Below are 16233 nucleotides of genomic sequence, written 5' to 3' on the forward strand. Positions count from 1 at the left end.
TCTGGAGCGCCGCATGCACCACGCCCCCGAAGCCCTGCTCGCTTTCGCCGAAGCCGCGCTGCTCGGCTCGTTCACGGCTGCCGCACGCAAGCTGGGCAAGCGCCAGTCGACCGTGTCGGAGGCGATTGCGAACCTCGAAATCGATCTCGGTGTGCAGTTGTTCGATCGCGCCACGCGCACGCCGACGCTGACCGACGCCGGGCGCGCGCTGCTGCCGCAGGTGCAGCGCGCCCTCGAGGCCAGTGCGGCGATCGACCGCACCGCCGCGCGGCTCGCGCACGGCGAGGAAGCGCGACTGACGCTCGTCGTGTCCGATACGTACCAGTCAAAGCGTTACGAGGAGACGCTGATGGCGCTCGAAAGGCGCTTTCCGGCGCTCGAGCTCGAATGCCAGATCGCCGAGCACGAGGACGTGCTCGACCTGATCCAGCAAGGCCGCGCGCAGCTCGGGCTGATGGCCGCGCGAACGGCCTACCCGGCCGATATCGGCGCGGCGACGGTGGCGGAGGAATCGGAGATCGGGCTGTTCGTCGGCCGCACCCACGCGCTCGCCGAATACGGCGACGCCGAGGTGCCGCACGCGGCGCTGCGCGACGTGCGCGAACTGCGCCTCAATACCTATGTGAAAACGGAAGGTCGCGGCACCGACGACCGGATCGTCGTCGGCACGCAGCACTGGCTGGCGCCGAGCTACCTGATGCTGCTGGAAATGGCCGTGCTGGGGTTCGGCTGGGCGGAACTGCCGCGCTGGATGGTCGAGCACTTCGCACGCGACCGCCTGTGCGAGCTGCGCTCACGCGGCTGGCCCCGCCGCGTGCGGGTGGATGCGGTGTGGTCGCGCAACCGGCCGCTCGGCCCGGCCGGCGCGTGGCTGCTCGATGCAATGCTCGCCGCGTAGCGGCGCAGGCCGCCGGGCCGGCGGCCGATGACGAACGATCAGAAACCGCGCGACAGCACGGCCGCCCCGACCGTGACGACGCCGAGCACCAGGTTCACGACGACGAGCAGGCGCACCGCGTTCACTGCGCGCGCGCCGTCCGGCCAGTTCTGCGCCTGCACCGCCCGACGGATGCGCGGAAACAGCGCGAAGCGGATATGCCCGAAGATCAGCATCATCACGACACCGAGCCCGGCCATCGCATGCAGCGACCACGTCGCGTGCGCGCCGCCGAATTCCATGAGCAGGAAGCCGCCGGACAGCAGGATCACGATGACGGCGCCCGCCACCCAGTTGAAGAAGCGACCGAACACGCCTTCGATCAGCGGCAGCCGGAGCTGCGGCGACAGGTCGGACAGCGCCGGGCGCAGGCAGAAGTTCGCGAAGACCATCCCGCCCACCCACACGGCAACGGCCAGCAGATGAAGAAACAGCGCGACGGCAACAGCGTGGGACATGGCGACAATCCTGTGATGAGTGGGGTGCGGCGAACGGCCGCGTCACACGCGGCATCAAGCGACGTTCGACCGGCCGGTCGCCTCTCGGTTCAGACCCTCGGCGCGATTTCACAATATTTTGCAAGTTTCGCGTGACAGCGCCACGCTTGCTTACCCCAACCCCCGCCCTCGAAGAAAAAGCCGCACACCCGCCGAAGCGGACGTGCGGCCTTCGATCGCGGCCGAACCGGACGATCCGGGCGATCCGCGCGCGGCGTCAGCCGAGCAGCGGACGCAACTCGTTGACGACCTTGAGCTTCGTCTCCGGTGCGCGGCCCTTGCGTGCGCGCTTGCCGATGTGCGGCGCGAGCCCCGCATACGACAGCGTCTCGTCCTGCGCCTTGCCGCCGCGGCCCGTGCCGATCAGCACGACGCCGGCCGAATCGATCGCGAGCGCCTGCACGAGCGTTTCCTTGTCGTCGAGCGCCATCAGGATCACGCCGCGCCCGCCGCCGGACAGCGTCTTCATCTCGTCCATCCCGAACACGAGCAGGCGGCCGCCGCTCGACAGGCACGCGACCTGCGTCGCGTTCGGCAGCATCGGCATCGGCGCGAGCGGCGCCGCGCCCGCGTCGATCGTCATGAATGCCTTGCCGGCCTTCACGCGGCTCACCATGTCGCCGACCTTCGCGAGGAAGCCGAAGCCGTTGCTCGACGCGAGCAGCAGTTGCTGGTCGGCCGGCGCCGCGTAGTAGTGCATCAGGTGCGAGCCCGACTCGAGCTCGATCAGCGACGTGACGGGCACGCCGTCACCGCGCCCGCCCGGCAGCACCGACACGTCGACCGAATACACGCGGCCGCTGCTGCCCCACGCAATCAGCCGGTCCGGCGTGCGGCACTGGAACGCCGCGTACAGGCTGTCGCCGGCCTTGAACGAGAACGCGGCCGGGTCGAGCCCGTGGCCCTTCAGCGCACGCACCCAGCCCTTCTGCGACACGACGACCGTCACCGGCTCGTCGACCACCTTCGCCTCGAACGTCGCGCGCTTTTCCTGCTGGATCAGCGTGCGGCGATCGTCGCCGTACTGCTTCGCGTCGGCCTCGATCTCCTTGATCATCAGCCGCTTCATCGCGCTTTCGTTCGCGAGCAGCTCCTCGAGCTTCGCCTTCTCGTCGCGCAGCGTTTCGAGTTCCTTCTCGATCTTGATCTTCTCGAGCCGCGCGAGCTGGCGCAGGCGGATTTCGAGAATGTCTTCGGCCTGACGGTCGCTGAGGCCGAACGCGCTCATCAGCGCGGCCTTCGGCTCGTCCGACTCGCGGATGATGCGGATCACCTCGTCGATGTTCAGGAAGACGATCATCCGCCCTTCGAGGATGTGGATGCGGTCGTCGACCTTCGCGAGACGATGGCGGCAACGGCGCGTCATCGTCAGCTGGCGGAACTTCACCCACTCGTCGAGGATCGTCAGCAGGCCCTTCTGGCCCGGGCGGCCGTCGGCGCCGATCATCACGAGGTTCAGCGTCGCGTTCGATTCGAGGCTCGTGTACGCGAGCAGCGTATTCACGAATTCCGTCTGGTCGATCGTGCGCGACTTCGGCTCGAACACGAGCCGCACCGCCGCTTCCTTGCCCGACTCGTCGCGCACCGCATCGAGCAGGTCGAGCATCGCCTTCTTCGTGTTGAGCTGCTCGGGCGTCAGCGTCTTCTTGCCGAGCTTGAGCTTCGGGTTGGTCAGTTCCTCGATTTCCTCGAGTACCTTCTGGCCCGACGTGCTCGGCGGCAGTTCGGTCACGACGAGTTGCCACTGGCCGCGCGCGAGATCCTCGATCTTCCAGCGCGCGCGCACCTTCAGGCTGCCGCGGCCGGTTTCATACGCCGCCGCGATCTCGGTGTCGCTCGAGATGATCTGGCCGCCGCCCGGGAAGTCCGGGCCGGGGATCAGGTTCATCAGCTCCGCGTGCGTGAGCTTCGGATTGCGGATCAAGGTGACCGCCGCCGCCGCGACTTCGCGCAGGTTGTGCGACGGGATTTCGGTGGCAAGACCGACCGCGATGCCCGACGCGCCGTTCAGCAGCACGAACGGCATGCGGCTCGGCAGCGTTTTCGGCTCCTCGAACGAGCCGTCGTAGTTCGGCATGAAGTCGACCGTGCCCTGGTCGATCTCGTCGAGCAGCAGCTTCGCGATCGGCGTGAGCCGCGCTTCGGTGTATCGCATCGCCGCCGCGCCGTCGCCGTCGCGCGAACCGAAGTTGCCCTGCCCGTCGATCAGCGGGTAGCGCAGCGAGAAATCCTGCGCGAGACGCACGAGCGCGTCATACGCCGACTGGTCGCCGTGCGGGTGGTATTTACCGAGCACGTCGCCGACCACGCGCGCCGATTTCACCGGCTTCGCGTCCGGGCCGAGGCCCATTTCGTTCATCGCGAACAGGATCCGGCGCTGCACCGGCTTCTGGCCGTCGCACACGTCGGGCAGCGCGCGGCTCTTCACGACGCTGACCGCGTAGCTGAGATACGCCTGCTCCGCGTAGTTGCCGAGCGTCAGCGCGTCACTCTCGGGCGCGTCGGGGCTGGCAAAGAGATCGGAAGTATTGTCGTCCATCTGAATTCCGTATTCGTAAGTAGCGAGAGGCCGGGCCGGGCGTCGTGCCCGGCCGTGCGGATTCCCTGCTTAGATATCCGCTTCGACGTCGTTGCCCTTTTCCTCGAGCCAGCCGCGCCGCGCGGCTGCCTCGCCCTTGCCCATCAGCATCGTCATGCGCGCGACGGTCGCCTCGTAGTCGAGCTCGCCGAGCTTCACGGGCATCAGGCGGCGCGTATCGGGGTTCATCGTCGTGTCCCACAGCTGCTCGGCGCTCATTTCGCCGAGGCCCTTGAAGCGGCTGATGCTCCACTGGGTCTCGCGCACGCCGTCCTTGCGAAGCTTGTCGAGAATCGCTTCGAGTTCGCCGTCGTCGAGCGCATAGAGCTTCTGCGCGGCCTTCTTGCCGCGCGCGGGCGCGTCGACGCGGAACAGCGGCGGCCGCGCGACGCACACGTGGCCGCGCTCGATCAGTTGCGGGAAATGCTTGAAGAACAGCGTGAGCAGCAGCACCTGGATGTGCGAGCCGTCGACGTCCGCATCCGACAGGATGCAGATCTTGCCGTAGCGCAGGTTCGACAGGTCGACGGTGTCGTCGGGGCTGTGCGGATCGACGCCGATCGCGACCGAGATGTCGTGCACCTCGTTGTTCGCGAACAGGCGGTCACGCTCGGTTTCCCACGTGTTCAGCACCTTGCCGCGCAGCGGCAGGATCGCCTGGTATTCCTTGTCGCGGCCCATCTTCGCGGAGCCGCCCGCCGAGTCGCCCTCGACGAGGAACAGTTCGTTGCGCGCAATATCCTCGGTCTCGCAGTCGGTCAGCTTGCCGGGCAGCACCGCGACGCCCGAGCTCTTGCGCTTCTCGACCTTCTGGCCCGCGCGCGTGCGCGCCTGCGCCTGCTTGATCACGAGTTCGGCGAGCTTCTTGCCGTGCTCGACGTGCTGGTTCAGCCACAGCTCGAGCGCCGGGCGCGAGAACGACGACACGAGTTTCACCGCGTCGCGGCTGTTCAGGCGCTCCTTGATCTGCCCCTGGAACTGCGGATCGAGCACCTTCGCGGACAGCACGAACGACACGCGTGCGAACACGTCTTCCGCGAGCAGCTTCACGCCCTTCGGCTGCAGGTTGTGCAGCTCGACGAAGCTCTTCACGGCCTGGTACAGGCCGTCGCGCAGGCCGGATTCATGCGTGCCGCCGGCCGGCGTCGGGATCAGGTTTACGTACGACTCGCGCACGAGCGAACCTTCCTCGCTCCACGCGACGACCCACGACGCGCCCTCGCCTTCGGCGAACGTATCGTCGCCCGAACGCGAATCGGCGAACCGCTCGCCTTCGAACAGCGGGATCAGCAGTTCGCTGCCGTTCATTTCGTCGAGCAGGTAGCCGCGCAGGCCGTCTTCATATTTCCACGTCTGGCGTTCGCCGCTCTTCTCGTTGACGAGCACGACCTCGACGCCCGGCAGCAGCACGGCCTTCGAGCGCAGCAGACGCTGCAGCTCGCCGAGCGGCAGGTTCGGCGAATCGAAGTACTTCGGATTCGGCCACACCTGCACGCGCGTGCCGGATTTCTTCTCGCCGCGGCCCGCGCCCTGCGTCGCGAGCGGCTTGACGACGTCGCCTTCGGCGAAGCCAAGCTCGGCGATCTTGCCGTCGCGCCAGACCGTTACGTCGAGGCGCGTCGCGAGCGCGTTCGTCACCGACACGCCGACGCCGTGCAGGCCGCCCGAGAATGTATAGGCGCCGCCGGCGGCCTTGTCGAACTTGCCGCCTGCGTGCAGGCGCGTGAACACGATTTCGACGACCGGCACGCCTTCTTCGGGGTGCATGCCGAACGGGATCCCGCGACCGTCGTCCTCGACCGAGACCGACTGGTCGGCGTGCAGCGTCACCGTGATCTGCTTGCCGTAGCCGCCGAGCGCCTCGTCGGACGCGTTGTCGATGACTTCCTGGATGATGTGCAGCGGATTCTCGGTACGGGTGTACATGCCGGGCCGCTGCTTGACCGGCTCGAGACCCTTGAGCACCTTGATCGATGCTTCGCTATAGGCCGCGCTGGGTTTCTTCGTTGACATAGGCGCTGAATTTCGTCATTCATCGGGACGTTGTCCACACCTCGTGTGGATAACGTCGTGGACAAAACGTTGAGTTCCGTAAAAAAGCGAATCGAAACAACGGTGTGCTTGGACTGCTCCGAAAGCGGGCGCGCGGCGTGCGCTGCGCGACCCTGAACGCGCGGTATTCTACTGGTTCCGCGTGGCGCGCCAATGGCGGGATTGGCGCGCGCCGCACGCGTCACGCCGGCTTGCGCTTCGCCTCGAGCGTTTCCCACCGCTCGAGCGCGGCGAGCAATTCATCGTCGATCGCCGCGAAGCGCTCGGTCAGGCGCGTGCCTTCCTGCGGATCCTTCGCGAAAATCGAGCCGTCCTCGAGCTGCGCATTGATCGTCTTCTGCTCGTCCTCGAGCGAGGCGATCTTCTCCGGCAGCGAATCGAGCTCGCGCTGCTCGTTGAACGACAGCTTCACCGTGCGCTGCGCGTTGCGGCCCGCGGCGCTCTTCGCCGGGTCTTCCTTCACCGGCGCCGCTTCCTTGACCGCGCGCTTCGCGGCTTCCTGCTGCGCGAGCTGCTCCGAACGCTCGCTCTGGATCTGCCAGTCGCTGAAGCCGCCGACGTATTCGCGCCACTTGCCGTCGCCCTCGGCCGCGATCACCGACGTCACGACGTTGTCGAGGAACGCGCGATCGTGGCTGACGAGCAGCACCGTGCCGTCGTAGTCGGCCAGCAGTTCTTCGAGCAGTTCGAGCGTCGGGATGTCGAGATCGTTGGTCGGTTCGTCGAGCACCAGCACGTTAGCCGGACGCGCGAACAGGCGCGCGAGCAGCAGACGGTTGCGCTCGCCGCCCGACAGCGACTTCACCGGCGACCGCGCGCGTTCCGGCGCGAACAGGAAATCGCCGAGATAGCTCATCACGTGCTTGCGCACGCCGCCGATCTCGACCCATTCGCTGCCGGGGCTGATCGTATCCGCGAGGCTCTTGTCCTGGTCGAGCTGCGCACGCATCTGGTCGAAATACGCGACCTGCAGGTTCGTGCCGGTGCGCACCGTGCCTTCGTCCGGCTTCAGCTCGCCGAGGATCAGCTTGAGCAGCGTGGTCTTGCCCGCACCGTTCGGGCCGACGAAGCCGATCTTGTCGCCGCGCATGACGGTCGTCGTGAAACGGTCGACGACCGTGCGGCCGCCATAGCGCTTCGTCACGTCGGTCAGCTCCGCGACGATCTTGCCGGACTTCTCGCCCTGCGCGACGTCGAGCCTCACGTTGCCCTGCGAATTGCGGCGCTCCGCGCGCTCGTTGCGCATCTGCACGAGCCGCGCGATGCGGCCGACGCTGCGCGTGCGGCGCGCCTCGACCCCCTTGCGGATCCACACTTCTTCCTGCGCGAGCAACTTGTCGAACTTGTCGTTTTCCACGCGCTCGACTTCGAGCTGCTGCGCCTTGCGCGTCTGGTACGCGGAGAAATTGCCCGGATACGACAGCAGCCGGCCGCGATCGAGCTCGACGATCCGCGTCGCGACGCGGTCGAGGAACGCGCGATCGTGGGTGATGAACAGCAGGCCCGCGCGCTGCGAGACGAGCAGCTCTTCCAGCCAGCGGATGCCGTCGAAGTCGAGATGGTTGGTCGGTTCGTCGAGCAGCAGCACGTCGGGCTGCAGCACCAGCGCACGCGCCAGCGCGACGCGCTTCTGCATCCCGCCCGACAGTGCATCGACGCTGGCGTCGCCGTCGAGCAGGCCGATCTGCGCGAGCGTCATCGACACACGCGTGCGCCAGCTCCACGCGTCGTGCGCATCGAGCGACGACTGCAGCGCGTTCATCCGCGCGAGCAGCGCATCGTGCTCGGCACCTTCCGGTATATCCGCAAGGCGGTGCGCAATCGCATCGTATTCTTCGAGCAGTTCGCGCGTATGCGCGAGCCCCGACGCAACCGCGTCGAACACCGTCGCGCCCGGTTCGAACTCGGGCTCCTGCGGCACGTAGACGGTCACGAGTTCCTGCTGGCGCGTGATCAGCCCGTCGTCAGGCTTGGCAAGATCGGCGACGATCTTCAGCAACGACGACTTGCCCGCACCGTTGCGGCCGATCAGGCCGACGCGCTCGCCGGCTTCCAGCGAGAAATCCGCGTGATCGAGCAACGCGACGTGACCGAACGCGAGCTGCGCGCCGGTAATGGAATAGAGCGACATGGGGAGACGGCGGAGAGAGGAATCGGAAGCGCCCATTGTACCGGGCGCGGACGCCGCCACCGGCATGGCCGGACGGATAATGCCGCAAGATCGACCGCGACGGCCGGTGGGCGGCCGCCGCGCGCGGGTCACAGGCACCCGGCAGCGGGCGGGCGCATCCCTGTTGAAGGGATGGCCGGGATGTCCGCGCGGGTGTGACCGCTTACTTGACGTTGACGCTGATGGTCTGGCTCAGTTCGGGGCCGTACGACCGATGTGCGCCGTCGCCGAACTGCAGCGTCAGCGTGTGCTGGCCCGGCGGCAACTTGATGTCGGTTTCGGTCTGTGCCTTGCCGAAGTGCAGCGAACGTTCGCTCGCGGGAATCACGTCGCCCTTCGGGATCGGCCGGCCGTCGATCAGCAAGTGGTGATGACCGGTGTTCGGCGTCATGTCGCCGGCCGGCCGAAGCTCCATGCCTTCCAGACCGAACTTCACGTGCACCGGGTTCGACACCGTCGCGCCGTCCGCCGGTTCAACGAAAAACACGCGCGCCTCGGCCCGCGCGACCGTCGATACGGCCATCGCCGCCACGCACATCGCACCCGCGATCCACTTTCTGTTCAGCATCGCATTCTCCTTATGATTGGACAGCCCGGGAAGGATACACCGCACACACGGCATGCGTGTTTCGATCGACTTGTTCGCGATGCGTACGTTTAAAACGACGTTGCGGAGGCGTTCGGCGAAATTCCGGTACCATTGCGCCTTTCGTCCGCCGGCCAGGCCGCGGACGGCATCATCGAATTTCCATTTTCCCGAGCGTCACATGAGCGAAGTAACCGAATACCAGAGCTGGGTCTGCCTGATTTGCGGGTGGGTCTACAACGAAGCGGAAGGGCTGCCCGACGAAGGCATCGCCGCCGGCACGCGTTTCGCCGACATTCCCGCCGACTGGCGCTGCCCGCTGTGCGACGTGGGCAAGGAAGATTTCGTCGTCGTCGATTTCTGATTTCCCGTTCCGATCGCGGCTGATCACGCGATACGCGCGTCGGTGCGCATTCCGCCCCGCCGACGCGCCGCGCCTTTGCTATACTCTGCGCGCTGTCCACACCGCCGTCCGGTTCGCGTTTTTTCGCGCGATTGCCCGGACATGGCTCTCCCCGTAGTTCAATGGATAGAACAAGCGCCTCCTAAGCGCTAGATACAGGTTCGATTCCTGTCGGGGGGACCAGCCAAGCCCCAAACCTCCCCAAGATTCACAAGAAATCCCGCTTGCCCCCACTGATTTTTGAGAGTTGGCACCACATTGCCGGCCGCGTGAATTTCGGTATGAAAATGCCCCCTGGGGGTGCCTCGGCTAGAGAGAAAGCGCGGGTGTGATGCGCACTACGCTGCACGCCGCAAAAAACACGAAGTTGTATGAGCTGACCACGCACCGCCGTCTCCCTACGCGTCACGAGTCCAGCCCCCGTCAAACTTGGCAGGACAAGGGCCGATTCAGCCCGTGCTACATTCCGCTCGGGTTTACCTGAGAGGACCAAGCATGGGCTCATCATTCATTCGAGAGGGCGATACAACGTCCCACGGCGGTCGCGTGCTCGTCTGCACGTCGACCAACACCGCCTACGGCAAGCCACTGGCACTGGAGGGTGACATGGTGTCGTGTCCGAAATGCGGCGGCGTCTATCCAATCGTTGCTGTCCGGGTTCGCAGCATGACGTTCGGCGGCCGAGCGGTCGCAACGGAAGGCGACATGACCGCCTGCGGCGCGACGCTCATCGCATCGCAGGAAACGGCCACGGTTGAGCCGACGTCCAGCGCAGGCGGATCGGTCGGCGGCGGCAAGAGCGTGTTCGCGACAACCGCCACGCAAGACGACGGTGCATATCGTGGTCGCTTCCAGCTCCTCGACGACAAGACGCGCGTGCCGATCGGCAATCACCCGTACATGGTGACATCAGCAGACGGCCGAACGATTCAAGGCGTGACTGACGCGAGCGGCCACACAGGCTGGCTCAACAGCCACCAAGCGGCATCGCTGTCGTTCCATCAGCCCGGAAGCGAGGCGTGAGCGGCGGCTATTCCCCGGGGTCATCAACCGGGGGCTCAAGCACGAATGGCCAGACAACACAGGTAGGTTTTAGCGCGTCCAAGCTCTCCGCGAAGGATCGAAAGGTTCTGTGCCACACATTTTGCGAATGCAGACGGATCGGCGTCGCGACGAAAGCCGGAACCATTCAGCGACAGCGATGTGTAGAGATGCGCCTTGGGCTACCGAATGAAGTGTCGAAGATGCAGACAGGCGTTCCAACGGCATACCGTCCGGAGCAGCCTTACGACATGACGACGGATCCGCCCGAGCCGATCATGGACCATGACGAACCGCTGGAGCCCAACACGGGCATTCGCCGGTGGATAAAAGACGTGTGGCCAAGCAAGGGGAAAAAGTACGAGAAGGGAGACATCCGCCGCCCTGACGTTGTTATCGTGAACGACCCGTCGATACCTCCAGTGCAATCGAACATCAAGACCGTTGTGGAAATGAAGTTCCCCGGCGACAGCTACGGTCCCGATCAGGAGGACGACTATATCGAAATTGCAGGCAGCCCCTCGAAGTTTGTCCACCTCGGCGCAGCAGACTGCGGATGTGGGGACGACGACGGTCAGAAGAAAACTTCGCGCTCAACACGATCCGCGCGACAATCCGAGCTCGATGACTTGTTCGACGGCAGTAGCAGCGCCCCCGGAGGCCCGGCACTCCCACCCGTGATCGGGCCGGGACCCGGTCCGTCATCTCCTATACCTGCCGGTCCGTTTTAACGCCATGACGAACGACGAAATTGCAGCTTGGGCAAAGGATCCGCGCCGCGTGGACACCATGCCCTTCGGGCTTTACGAACCCGCTTACCAAAAAGCGATCACCGGCGCCGCTCTCGTAGTGCGGGGTGTGCTCTACTTCCGCAACGGCTTCACCCCGGAGGTTCGGCAAACGCTAGTGCGCTGCTTCAAGCAGTACAGCGCGGCGATCGAGGAGTATCAGCACGCACTCGAAGTGGCGAACGGCCAAACTCAGTCACAGTCCGGACCGCTATGCTGGTTCTACGCCGAGGGCGAAGAGCCGATCCCGTACGACAAGGCTCCGGGATTCGAACACCTTGCTGCAAGCGTTCCGGCTGACGAAACCCTTGCGGTTGCGATGACCAACGCCGAGCACAAACTCGCCACCGGGTTCTATGACTTCACCGTGTTCGCGCTCAGCGAAAAGAAGGCAGCGCGAAGACGCGGGCTCGATGGCCTGGCCTTCACGGTACCGCGTGCATTTGTCACACACCGCCCCGGCGTATTCGAAACGCTGTTTCGAGCGTTTGCCGAAGCATTACCGACGATCAGCGGCCACGGTGGGCTTGCCGTCAACGTACCGCCGATGGGCCGCCGGCCGAATGAAGCCAGCGAATACTTCTACGCACGCCGCTTCGGTCCGGGCATCGACGTCGGCGATCCGATGCGCTCGAATGTCCGCAAGCTCTATACGAAAATCAAGACGGTCGACTGGCTGAACGCGCTCGACGCCGAGTTGGTCGAGGCGGCCGGCGGCGCGTCGTCGCTTGCACTCCCGCCAGACTGGTTCGGCCGTCATCCACTGGGTGACGGAGGCTTGATCATTCAGGCTGGCGTTGCACCGGAATCCGGCGTGTCCAATGGGCCCGGGGTCCCCGTCTCTCCTCCCGCAGCATATGTGCTGTTGAATCACGCGCTGCGGCGGATCGTTGTCGACACCCTCGATACCCTGCAGGACGGGACGCTCGACAGCACTGCTCCGATGCTCAACACCGCTGTAGCGACCGAGGCGTGGCTCGGGCGATTCAACGTCCCGGACGATGAAATAAGCCACTACTGGTTCGAGCTGCGCAAGACGCCGACGTTGCCCGCATCTCCGTAGTGCCCCAACCGGGCCGGTCAATCCGCCTGTCGTCTTCGCGACGGCCGTCGCCCAAAGATCGTCGCATGGCCGGCGAGAAACGCGTCGGCCATCACCGATCGTCCCCATCGGACCGCGCAGGCACACAAATGACGGGCGGCATAGCCATGTGTGCCTGCTCGCGCGAGGAACGTGAAGCGCTTCCAGAACCAGCATCGTGTGCCGGCAGCCCAAGGTCCAGGCGATACTCGTTGTGCGCTTCGTCTTCGACATCGAGCGGATCGGCCGGCCATCTTCCGGAATCGTTTGACTCCTCGCATCAGCCCTAGTACACTTCGCGCCGCGGGGTGGAGCAGTCTGGCAGCTCGTCGGGCTCATAACCCGAAGGTCGTAGGTTCAAATCCTACCCCCGCAACCAAATGCCGAAGCCCGCTCTGCGAAAGCAAGCGGGCTTTTTGCTGTTCGGCGTTTCGCGAACGTTGTGCGCGCGTGCAGCCACGCACACGGCCGGCGATGCAATCAAGTCTTCACCCTGACCTGCGACACGCGACCGCACCGCCCCCATTCGCCGCAGACCTACACCGCACATTGCGTAGAATTCCGAACCTTCTTCAGTTCAGCAAACGGACTTCTCCAATGATTCGAACGATCGCGGCGCTCGCCGCGCTTTCAGTGATGGCCGGCACGGCAAACGCCGCCGATACCGGCACGGCCCCCGCCAAACAGCGCTACGTCAGCCCAGGCATCGCCAACGTCACAGCCGCGGCAGCACCGCATCAGGCGCCCTCATCCTCCAACGCCCGCTGCCGTGAACTGGCCGCGGGCATCGACGCGGTAACGCACTCACCCGACCGTGGCCAGAAGATCGTGCGCGGAATGGGCCCGGACGGCAAACCGCGCAACGAACTGCGCGCCTACGACAAACGGGCCGACCTGGAAGCCGAGCATCAGCGCCTCGGCTGCCAGTAACGAATCACGAACAACGAACGCATCGCCACCCGGCCAGCTCACGCCGGCCATCGGCCTTTACGCGTTCGCACCGCCGTCGATCGTCAACCCGGTCCCGTTGATCGACCGCCCTTCCGGCCCGACGACGAACGCCACGAGCGCAGCCACGTCATCGGCCTTGCCGTACTGCGGAATCGCCATCCGCGAACGCTGCGCGCTCGCATGTTCGCCGTCCGCCGGATTCATGTCGGTATCCGTCGACCCCGGATGCACGATGTTGACCGTGATGCCGCGCGAGCCGAGGTCGCGCGCGAGCCCTTGCGTCCAGCCGATCAACGCGGCCTTGCTCGCCGCATAGAGGCTGATCCCCGCATCGGGCACGCGCGTCGCGAGGCAACTGCCGGTCGACACGATGCGCCCGCCCTCCCCGAGATGCCGCGCCGCCGCCTGCGACGCGACGATCACAGCGCGCACGTTCACGTTCAGCGTCGCGTCGATATCGTCGAGCGTGAGGTCATCCAGCGCACTCCCCCGGAAAATCCCCGCGTTGTTGACGAGAATGTCGAGCCCGTCGAACGTCTCCGCCGCGCGGTCGACCGCATTGCGCACGGCAACCGGATCTGCGCTGTCGGCCTGGATCGCGACGGCACGACGCCCCAGCGCCTCGATGCTCGCGACAACGGCCTGCGCCCGCTCGGCCGATTTTTCGTAAGTGATCGCAACGTCCGCACCATCGGCCGCCAGCCGTTTCGCGATCGCTGCGCCGATGCCGCGGCTGCCGCCCGTGATGAGTGCACGTTTGCCCTGAAGTCGGTTCATGTCGGTTCCTTTCCTCATTTATGTAACGACCAACACAGAATGTGGCAAGTTGCGCCGCACAGTCAATTGATTTATTTTATCGATCGATACAGATATCGACGATGGGACGGATGCAATGGCTGAACGAGGCCGACCGAGGAGCTTCGACAAGGAAGCGGCGCTGGATCGCGCGATGGAGGTGTTCTGGCGCCTCGGCTACGAGGGTGCGTCGATGACGGACCTAACGGCCGCGATGGGCATCGCGTCGCCAAGCCTGTATGCGGCATTCGGAAGCAAGGAGACATTGTTCCGGCAGGCGCTCGATCGCTACGGCGCCACGGAAGGACGGGAAATCTGGGAGGGTGTCGAACGCGCGGGCAACGCGCACGACGCGATGCAAAACTACCTGATGAATACCGCACGCGTATTCACGCGGCGCTCGAAACCGGCCGGCTGCCTGGTCGTGCTGTCGGCGCTGCATCCGGCCGAACGCTCCGATACGGTCCGGCAAACGCTGATCGCGATGCGCGAGGGTACGGTGGAGGCGCTGCGGGAGCGCCTCCGGCAAGGCGTCGCAATCGGCGAGATCTCGGTACACGCGAACCTCGACGCGATTGCCCGCTACTACGTGACGGTTCAGCAGGGCATGTCGATCCAGGCGCGCGACGGCGCGAGCCGCCGCGATCTGGAGGCCGTCGCACAGGCCGCGCTGGCCGCATGGCCGGCGCTCGTCGGTGCGAGCAGCACGGGCGGCGCGTAGCGGCAGGACCCCGCCGCGCGCGACCGCACCGGCGGGTTACTGCTTCGCCGCGTGCTGCACGTCCTTCGACGCATGCCACACGCGATAGCGCACCTCGAAGCCGTCCGGTACATAGACGACGAGCGGCAGGCGGCTGTTGTAGCGCAGCAGCTGGCCGTCACCGCGCACCTGCACGAAGCGTTGCTGCGGCGCCTGGCCCGGGCACGCCATCAGCGTCGAGGCCGGGCCCTTCACGTCGGTGAGCTGGTAGTACGTATAACCCCAGCCCTTCACGTCCTCTGCGCTCAGCTCGCCGCCGAACCACTGCTGGTTGCAGTCGGTCTGCAGCGTCTTGCCGATCATCAGCTCGACGCGGGCATCGCCCTCGTTCTCGAGCGCGGGCAGCCCGATCACGACGCGCTGCTGGCCGGCCGCTGCCTGCGGAAACATCTTGATCGACTCGGCCGGCACGGCGGGCGCCGATGCGGGGCCCGCCACGCACGCGGCGGCAGTCGTTACGCAGAAAGCGGCCAGTGCGGCCCGGATCGCGAATTTCATCGATGTGCTCCTGAAAAACAAATGAGCCCCGGATGCTAACACTTTCGCATCAGGACCTTACGGAGCTGTAATTTGCAGACACAATTGCAAACAGTCGCCGGTTCCCGTGCGCGGTACTTATACGGCAACCAACGGAGAACATCATGCTGAAGCTCATTGCTGCCGCCGGCGTCGCCACCCTGCTGGCCGGCTGCGTCGTCGCCCCGGACGCCGGATACGGCTACGGGCAGCCCTACTATTCCGATCCCGGCTACGCGTACGCGCCGTCCCCCGTGTACGGCACGGTCAACATCTGGGGCGGTGGCGGCGGACGCGACTGGGATCGCGGCCGGCGCGACTACCACCGCTGGGACGGCGATCGCGGCAACCGCGGCAATGGCTGGGGGCGCGGCGGACGCCGCGGCGACTGGAACGATGGCGGTGGGCGCGGTGACGGCGGTGGCGGCCATCGCCACTGACGCGCAATTGCAACCGTTTGTATCCGCGTGCGGCCCGCCGATGGCCGGTCGCGCGTCACGCAGCCGAACCGGTGGCCGCGCAAAAGCAAAGGCCCTCGCATGAAGCGAGGGCCTTTTGTCGTCCGGTCCGGCGAATGACCGTCGGCGGGTGCCGGCCTGCCGGCGCCCTGCCCGTCCAGGCGTCGTGTGCGCCGGCTTACCAGCCGGCCGGCTGCGCGTAGCCGCCCTGCACCGGCGCGCCGCACACGTATGCACGCTGGTAGCGGTCGTAGCAATAGTTCGGGCCGTCGTCCTGGTACTGCGCCTGCTGATACGTCGGATACGCAGGCTGCTGGTACGCAGGCGCCTGGTAATACGTCGGCGGCTGATAGGCCGGTGCCTGGTACACGGGCGCCTGATACGCGACGGGCGGATTCATCGCGGACGTCACGATCGCGCCCAGCAGCGCGCCGCCGATCAATGCGCCGATGACGGCGCCGCCGTCGCGGCCATGCGCGGACGCCGGGCCCGCCACGGCGAGCGAACCGGCGAGGACACACACTGCGGCAATCTTTTTCATGATGGACTCCCACGCGAAGTGGTACTGGATGCGATGCATTGTGGCGGTGCGCGGCCGTAATAGATGCAGCAAGTGGTAA

General features: G+C 65.8%; 16 protein-coding genes and 2 tRNA genes. 10 read left to right on the forward strand and 8 right to left on the reverse strand.

The window, feature by feature from the left end:
* The first annotated feature begins 13 nt into the window (after positions 1 to 13).
* The gene (locus tag OHZ10_RS12920; protein WP_059233516.1) at positions 14 to 898 is read left to right on the forward strand and encodes a LysR family transcriptional regulator; all 885 of its coding nucleotides are present in this window, start codon (positions 14 to 16) and stop codon (positions 896 to 898) included.
* Between the two features lie 38 nt (positions 899 to 936).
* Here OHZ10_RS12920 and OHZ10_RS12925 read toward each other — a convergent pair whose 3' ends face one another.
* The 5 genes from OHZ10_RS12925 to OHZ10_RS12945 form a co-directional block, all read right to left on the reverse strand.
* Positions 937 to 1395, reverse strand: a complete 459-nt coding sequence (locus tag OHZ10_RS12925; protein WP_059233515.1) for a CopD family protein — start codon at positions 1393 to 1395, stop codon at positions 937 to 939.
* 256 nt (positions 1396 to 1651) lie between these two features.
* Complete coding sequence (gene parC, locus OHZ10_RS12930; protein WP_342702689.1) at positions 1652 to 3973, reverse strand: DNA topoisomerase IV subunit A; 2322 nt, start codon at positions 3971 to 3973, stop codon at positions 1652 to 1654.
* Between the two features lie 69 nt (positions 3974 to 4042).
* A complete protein-coding gene (locus tag OHZ10_RS12935; protein WP_059233513.1) occupies positions 4043 to 6025 on the reverse strand; it encodes a DNA topoisomerase IV subunit B in 1983 nt (660 codons plus the stop codon).
* Between the two features lie 220 nt (positions 6026 to 6245).
* Entirely contained in the window at positions 6246 to 8195 is a 1950-nt protein-coding gene (locus tag OHZ10_RS12940; RefSeq protein WP_059233512.1) for an ATP-binding cassette domain-containing protein, read from the reverse strand.
* A 202-nt stretch (positions 8196 to 8397) separates the two neighbouring features.
* A complete protein-coding gene (locus tag OHZ10_RS12945; protein ID WP_059233511.1) occupies positions 8398 to 8802 on the reverse strand; it encodes a DUF4399 domain-containing protein in 405 nt (134 codons plus the stop codon).
* Positions 8803 to 9001: 199 nt separating this feature from the next.
* Between OHZ10_RS12945 and OHZ10_RS12950 the strand changes: the two genes are divergently transcribed.
* The 7 genes from OHZ10_RS12950 to OHZ10_RS12980 all read left to right on the forward strand — a co-directional run bounded on the left by OHZ10_RS12950 (position 9002) and on the right by OHZ10_RS12980 (position 13063).
* Positions 9002 to 9184 carry a rubredoxin gene (locus tag OHZ10_RS12950; protein WP_034190709.1) on the forward strand — a complete coding sequence of 61 codons (183 nt, stop codon included), beginning with the start codon at positions 9002 to 9004 and terminating at the stop codon, positions 9182 to 9184.
* Positions 9185 to 9331: 147 nt separating this feature from the next.
* Positions 9332 to 9406, forward strand: a tRNA-Arg gene (locus tag OHZ10_RS12955).
* 312 nt (positions 9407 to 9718) lie between these two features.
* Positions 9719 to 10246 carry a PAAR domain-containing protein gene (locus OHZ10_RS12960; RefSeq protein ID WP_059233510.1) on the forward strand — a complete coding sequence of 176 codons (528 nt, stop codon included), beginning with the start codon at positions 9719 to 9721 and terminating at the stop codon, positions 10244 to 10246.
* Positions 10243 to 10995 (forward strand): VRR-NUC domain-containing protein, encoded by a 753-nt coding sequence (locus tag OHZ10_RS38635; protein ID WP_425394773.1) that lies wholly within the window; start codon positions 10243 to 10245, stop codon positions 10993 to 10995. Before OHZ10_RS12960 ends, OHZ10_RS38635 begins: the two co-directional genes overlap by 4 nt.
* 4 nt (positions 10996 to 10999) lie before the next feature.
* Positions 11000 to 12115, forward strand: coding sequence for a DUF3396 domain-containing protein (locus OHZ10_RS12970; protein ID WP_340624360.1), 1116 nt, complete (start codon positions 11000 to 11002; stop codon positions 12113 to 12115).
* Between the two features lie 320 nt (positions 12116 to 12435).
* Positions 12436 to 12512, forward strand: a tRNA-Met gene (locus tag OHZ10_RS12975).
* 218 nt (positions 12513 to 12730) lie between these two features.
* Positions 12731 to 13063 (forward strand): hypothetical protein, encoded by a 333-nt coding sequence (locus OHZ10_RS12980; protein WP_059233508.1) that lies wholly within the window; start codon positions 12731 to 12733, stop codon positions 13061 to 13063.
* A 57-nt stretch (positions 13064 to 13120) separates the two neighbouring features.
* On the opposite strand, the gene OHZ10_RS12985 is transcribed toward OHZ10_RS12980, so the two are convergent.
* Entirely contained in the window at positions 13121 to 13861 is a 741-nt protein-coding gene (locus tag OHZ10_RS12985; RefSeq protein ID WP_342702698.1) for an SDR family NAD(P)-dependent oxidoreductase, read from the reverse strand.
* A gap of 115 nt (positions 13862 to 13976) precedes the next feature.
* Between OHZ10_RS12985 and OHZ10_RS12990 the strand changes: the two genes are divergently transcribed.
* On the forward strand, positions 13977 to 14600 hold the full coding sequence (locus OHZ10_RS12990) for a TetR/AcrR family transcriptional regulator (protein WP_342702700.1): 624 nt from the start codon (positions 13977 to 13979) through the stop codon (positions 14598 to 14600).
* A gap of 36 nt (positions 14601 to 14636) precedes the next feature.
* On the opposite strand, the gene eco is transcribed toward OHZ10_RS12990, so the two are convergent.
* The gene (gene eco / locus OHZ10_RS12995) at positions 14637 to 15137 is read right to left on the reverse strand and encodes a serine protease inhibitor ecotin (RefSeq protein ID WP_059233505.1); all 501 of its coding nucleotides are present in this window, start codon (positions 15135 to 15137) and stop codon (positions 14637 to 14639) included.
* 143 nt (positions 15138 to 15280) lie between these two features.
* Here eco and OHZ10_RS13000 point away from each other — a divergent pair, with 143 nt between their 5' ends.
* Positions 15281 to 15595, forward strand: coding sequence for a hypothetical protein (locus tag OHZ10_RS13000; RefSeq protein WP_034190701.1), 315 nt, complete (start codon positions 15281 to 15283; stop codon positions 15593 to 15595).
* A gap of 196 nt (positions 15596 to 15791) precedes the next feature.
* Here OHZ10_RS13000 and OHZ10_RS13005 read toward each other — a convergent pair whose 3' ends face one another.
* Positions 15792 to 16193, reverse strand: coding sequence for a hypothetical protein (locus OHZ10_RS13005; RefSeq protein WP_342702703.1), 402 nt, complete (start codon positions 16191 to 16193; stop codon positions 15792 to 15794).
* Positions 16194 to 16233: the final 40 nt, after the last annotated feature.

It is taken from the genome of Burkholderia arboris, from assembly GCF_038723655.1.
In the GTDB taxonomy this organism is placed as follows: Bacteria; Pseudomonadota; Gammaproteobacteria; order Burkholderiales; family Burkholderiaceae; genus Burkholderia; species Burkholderia arboris.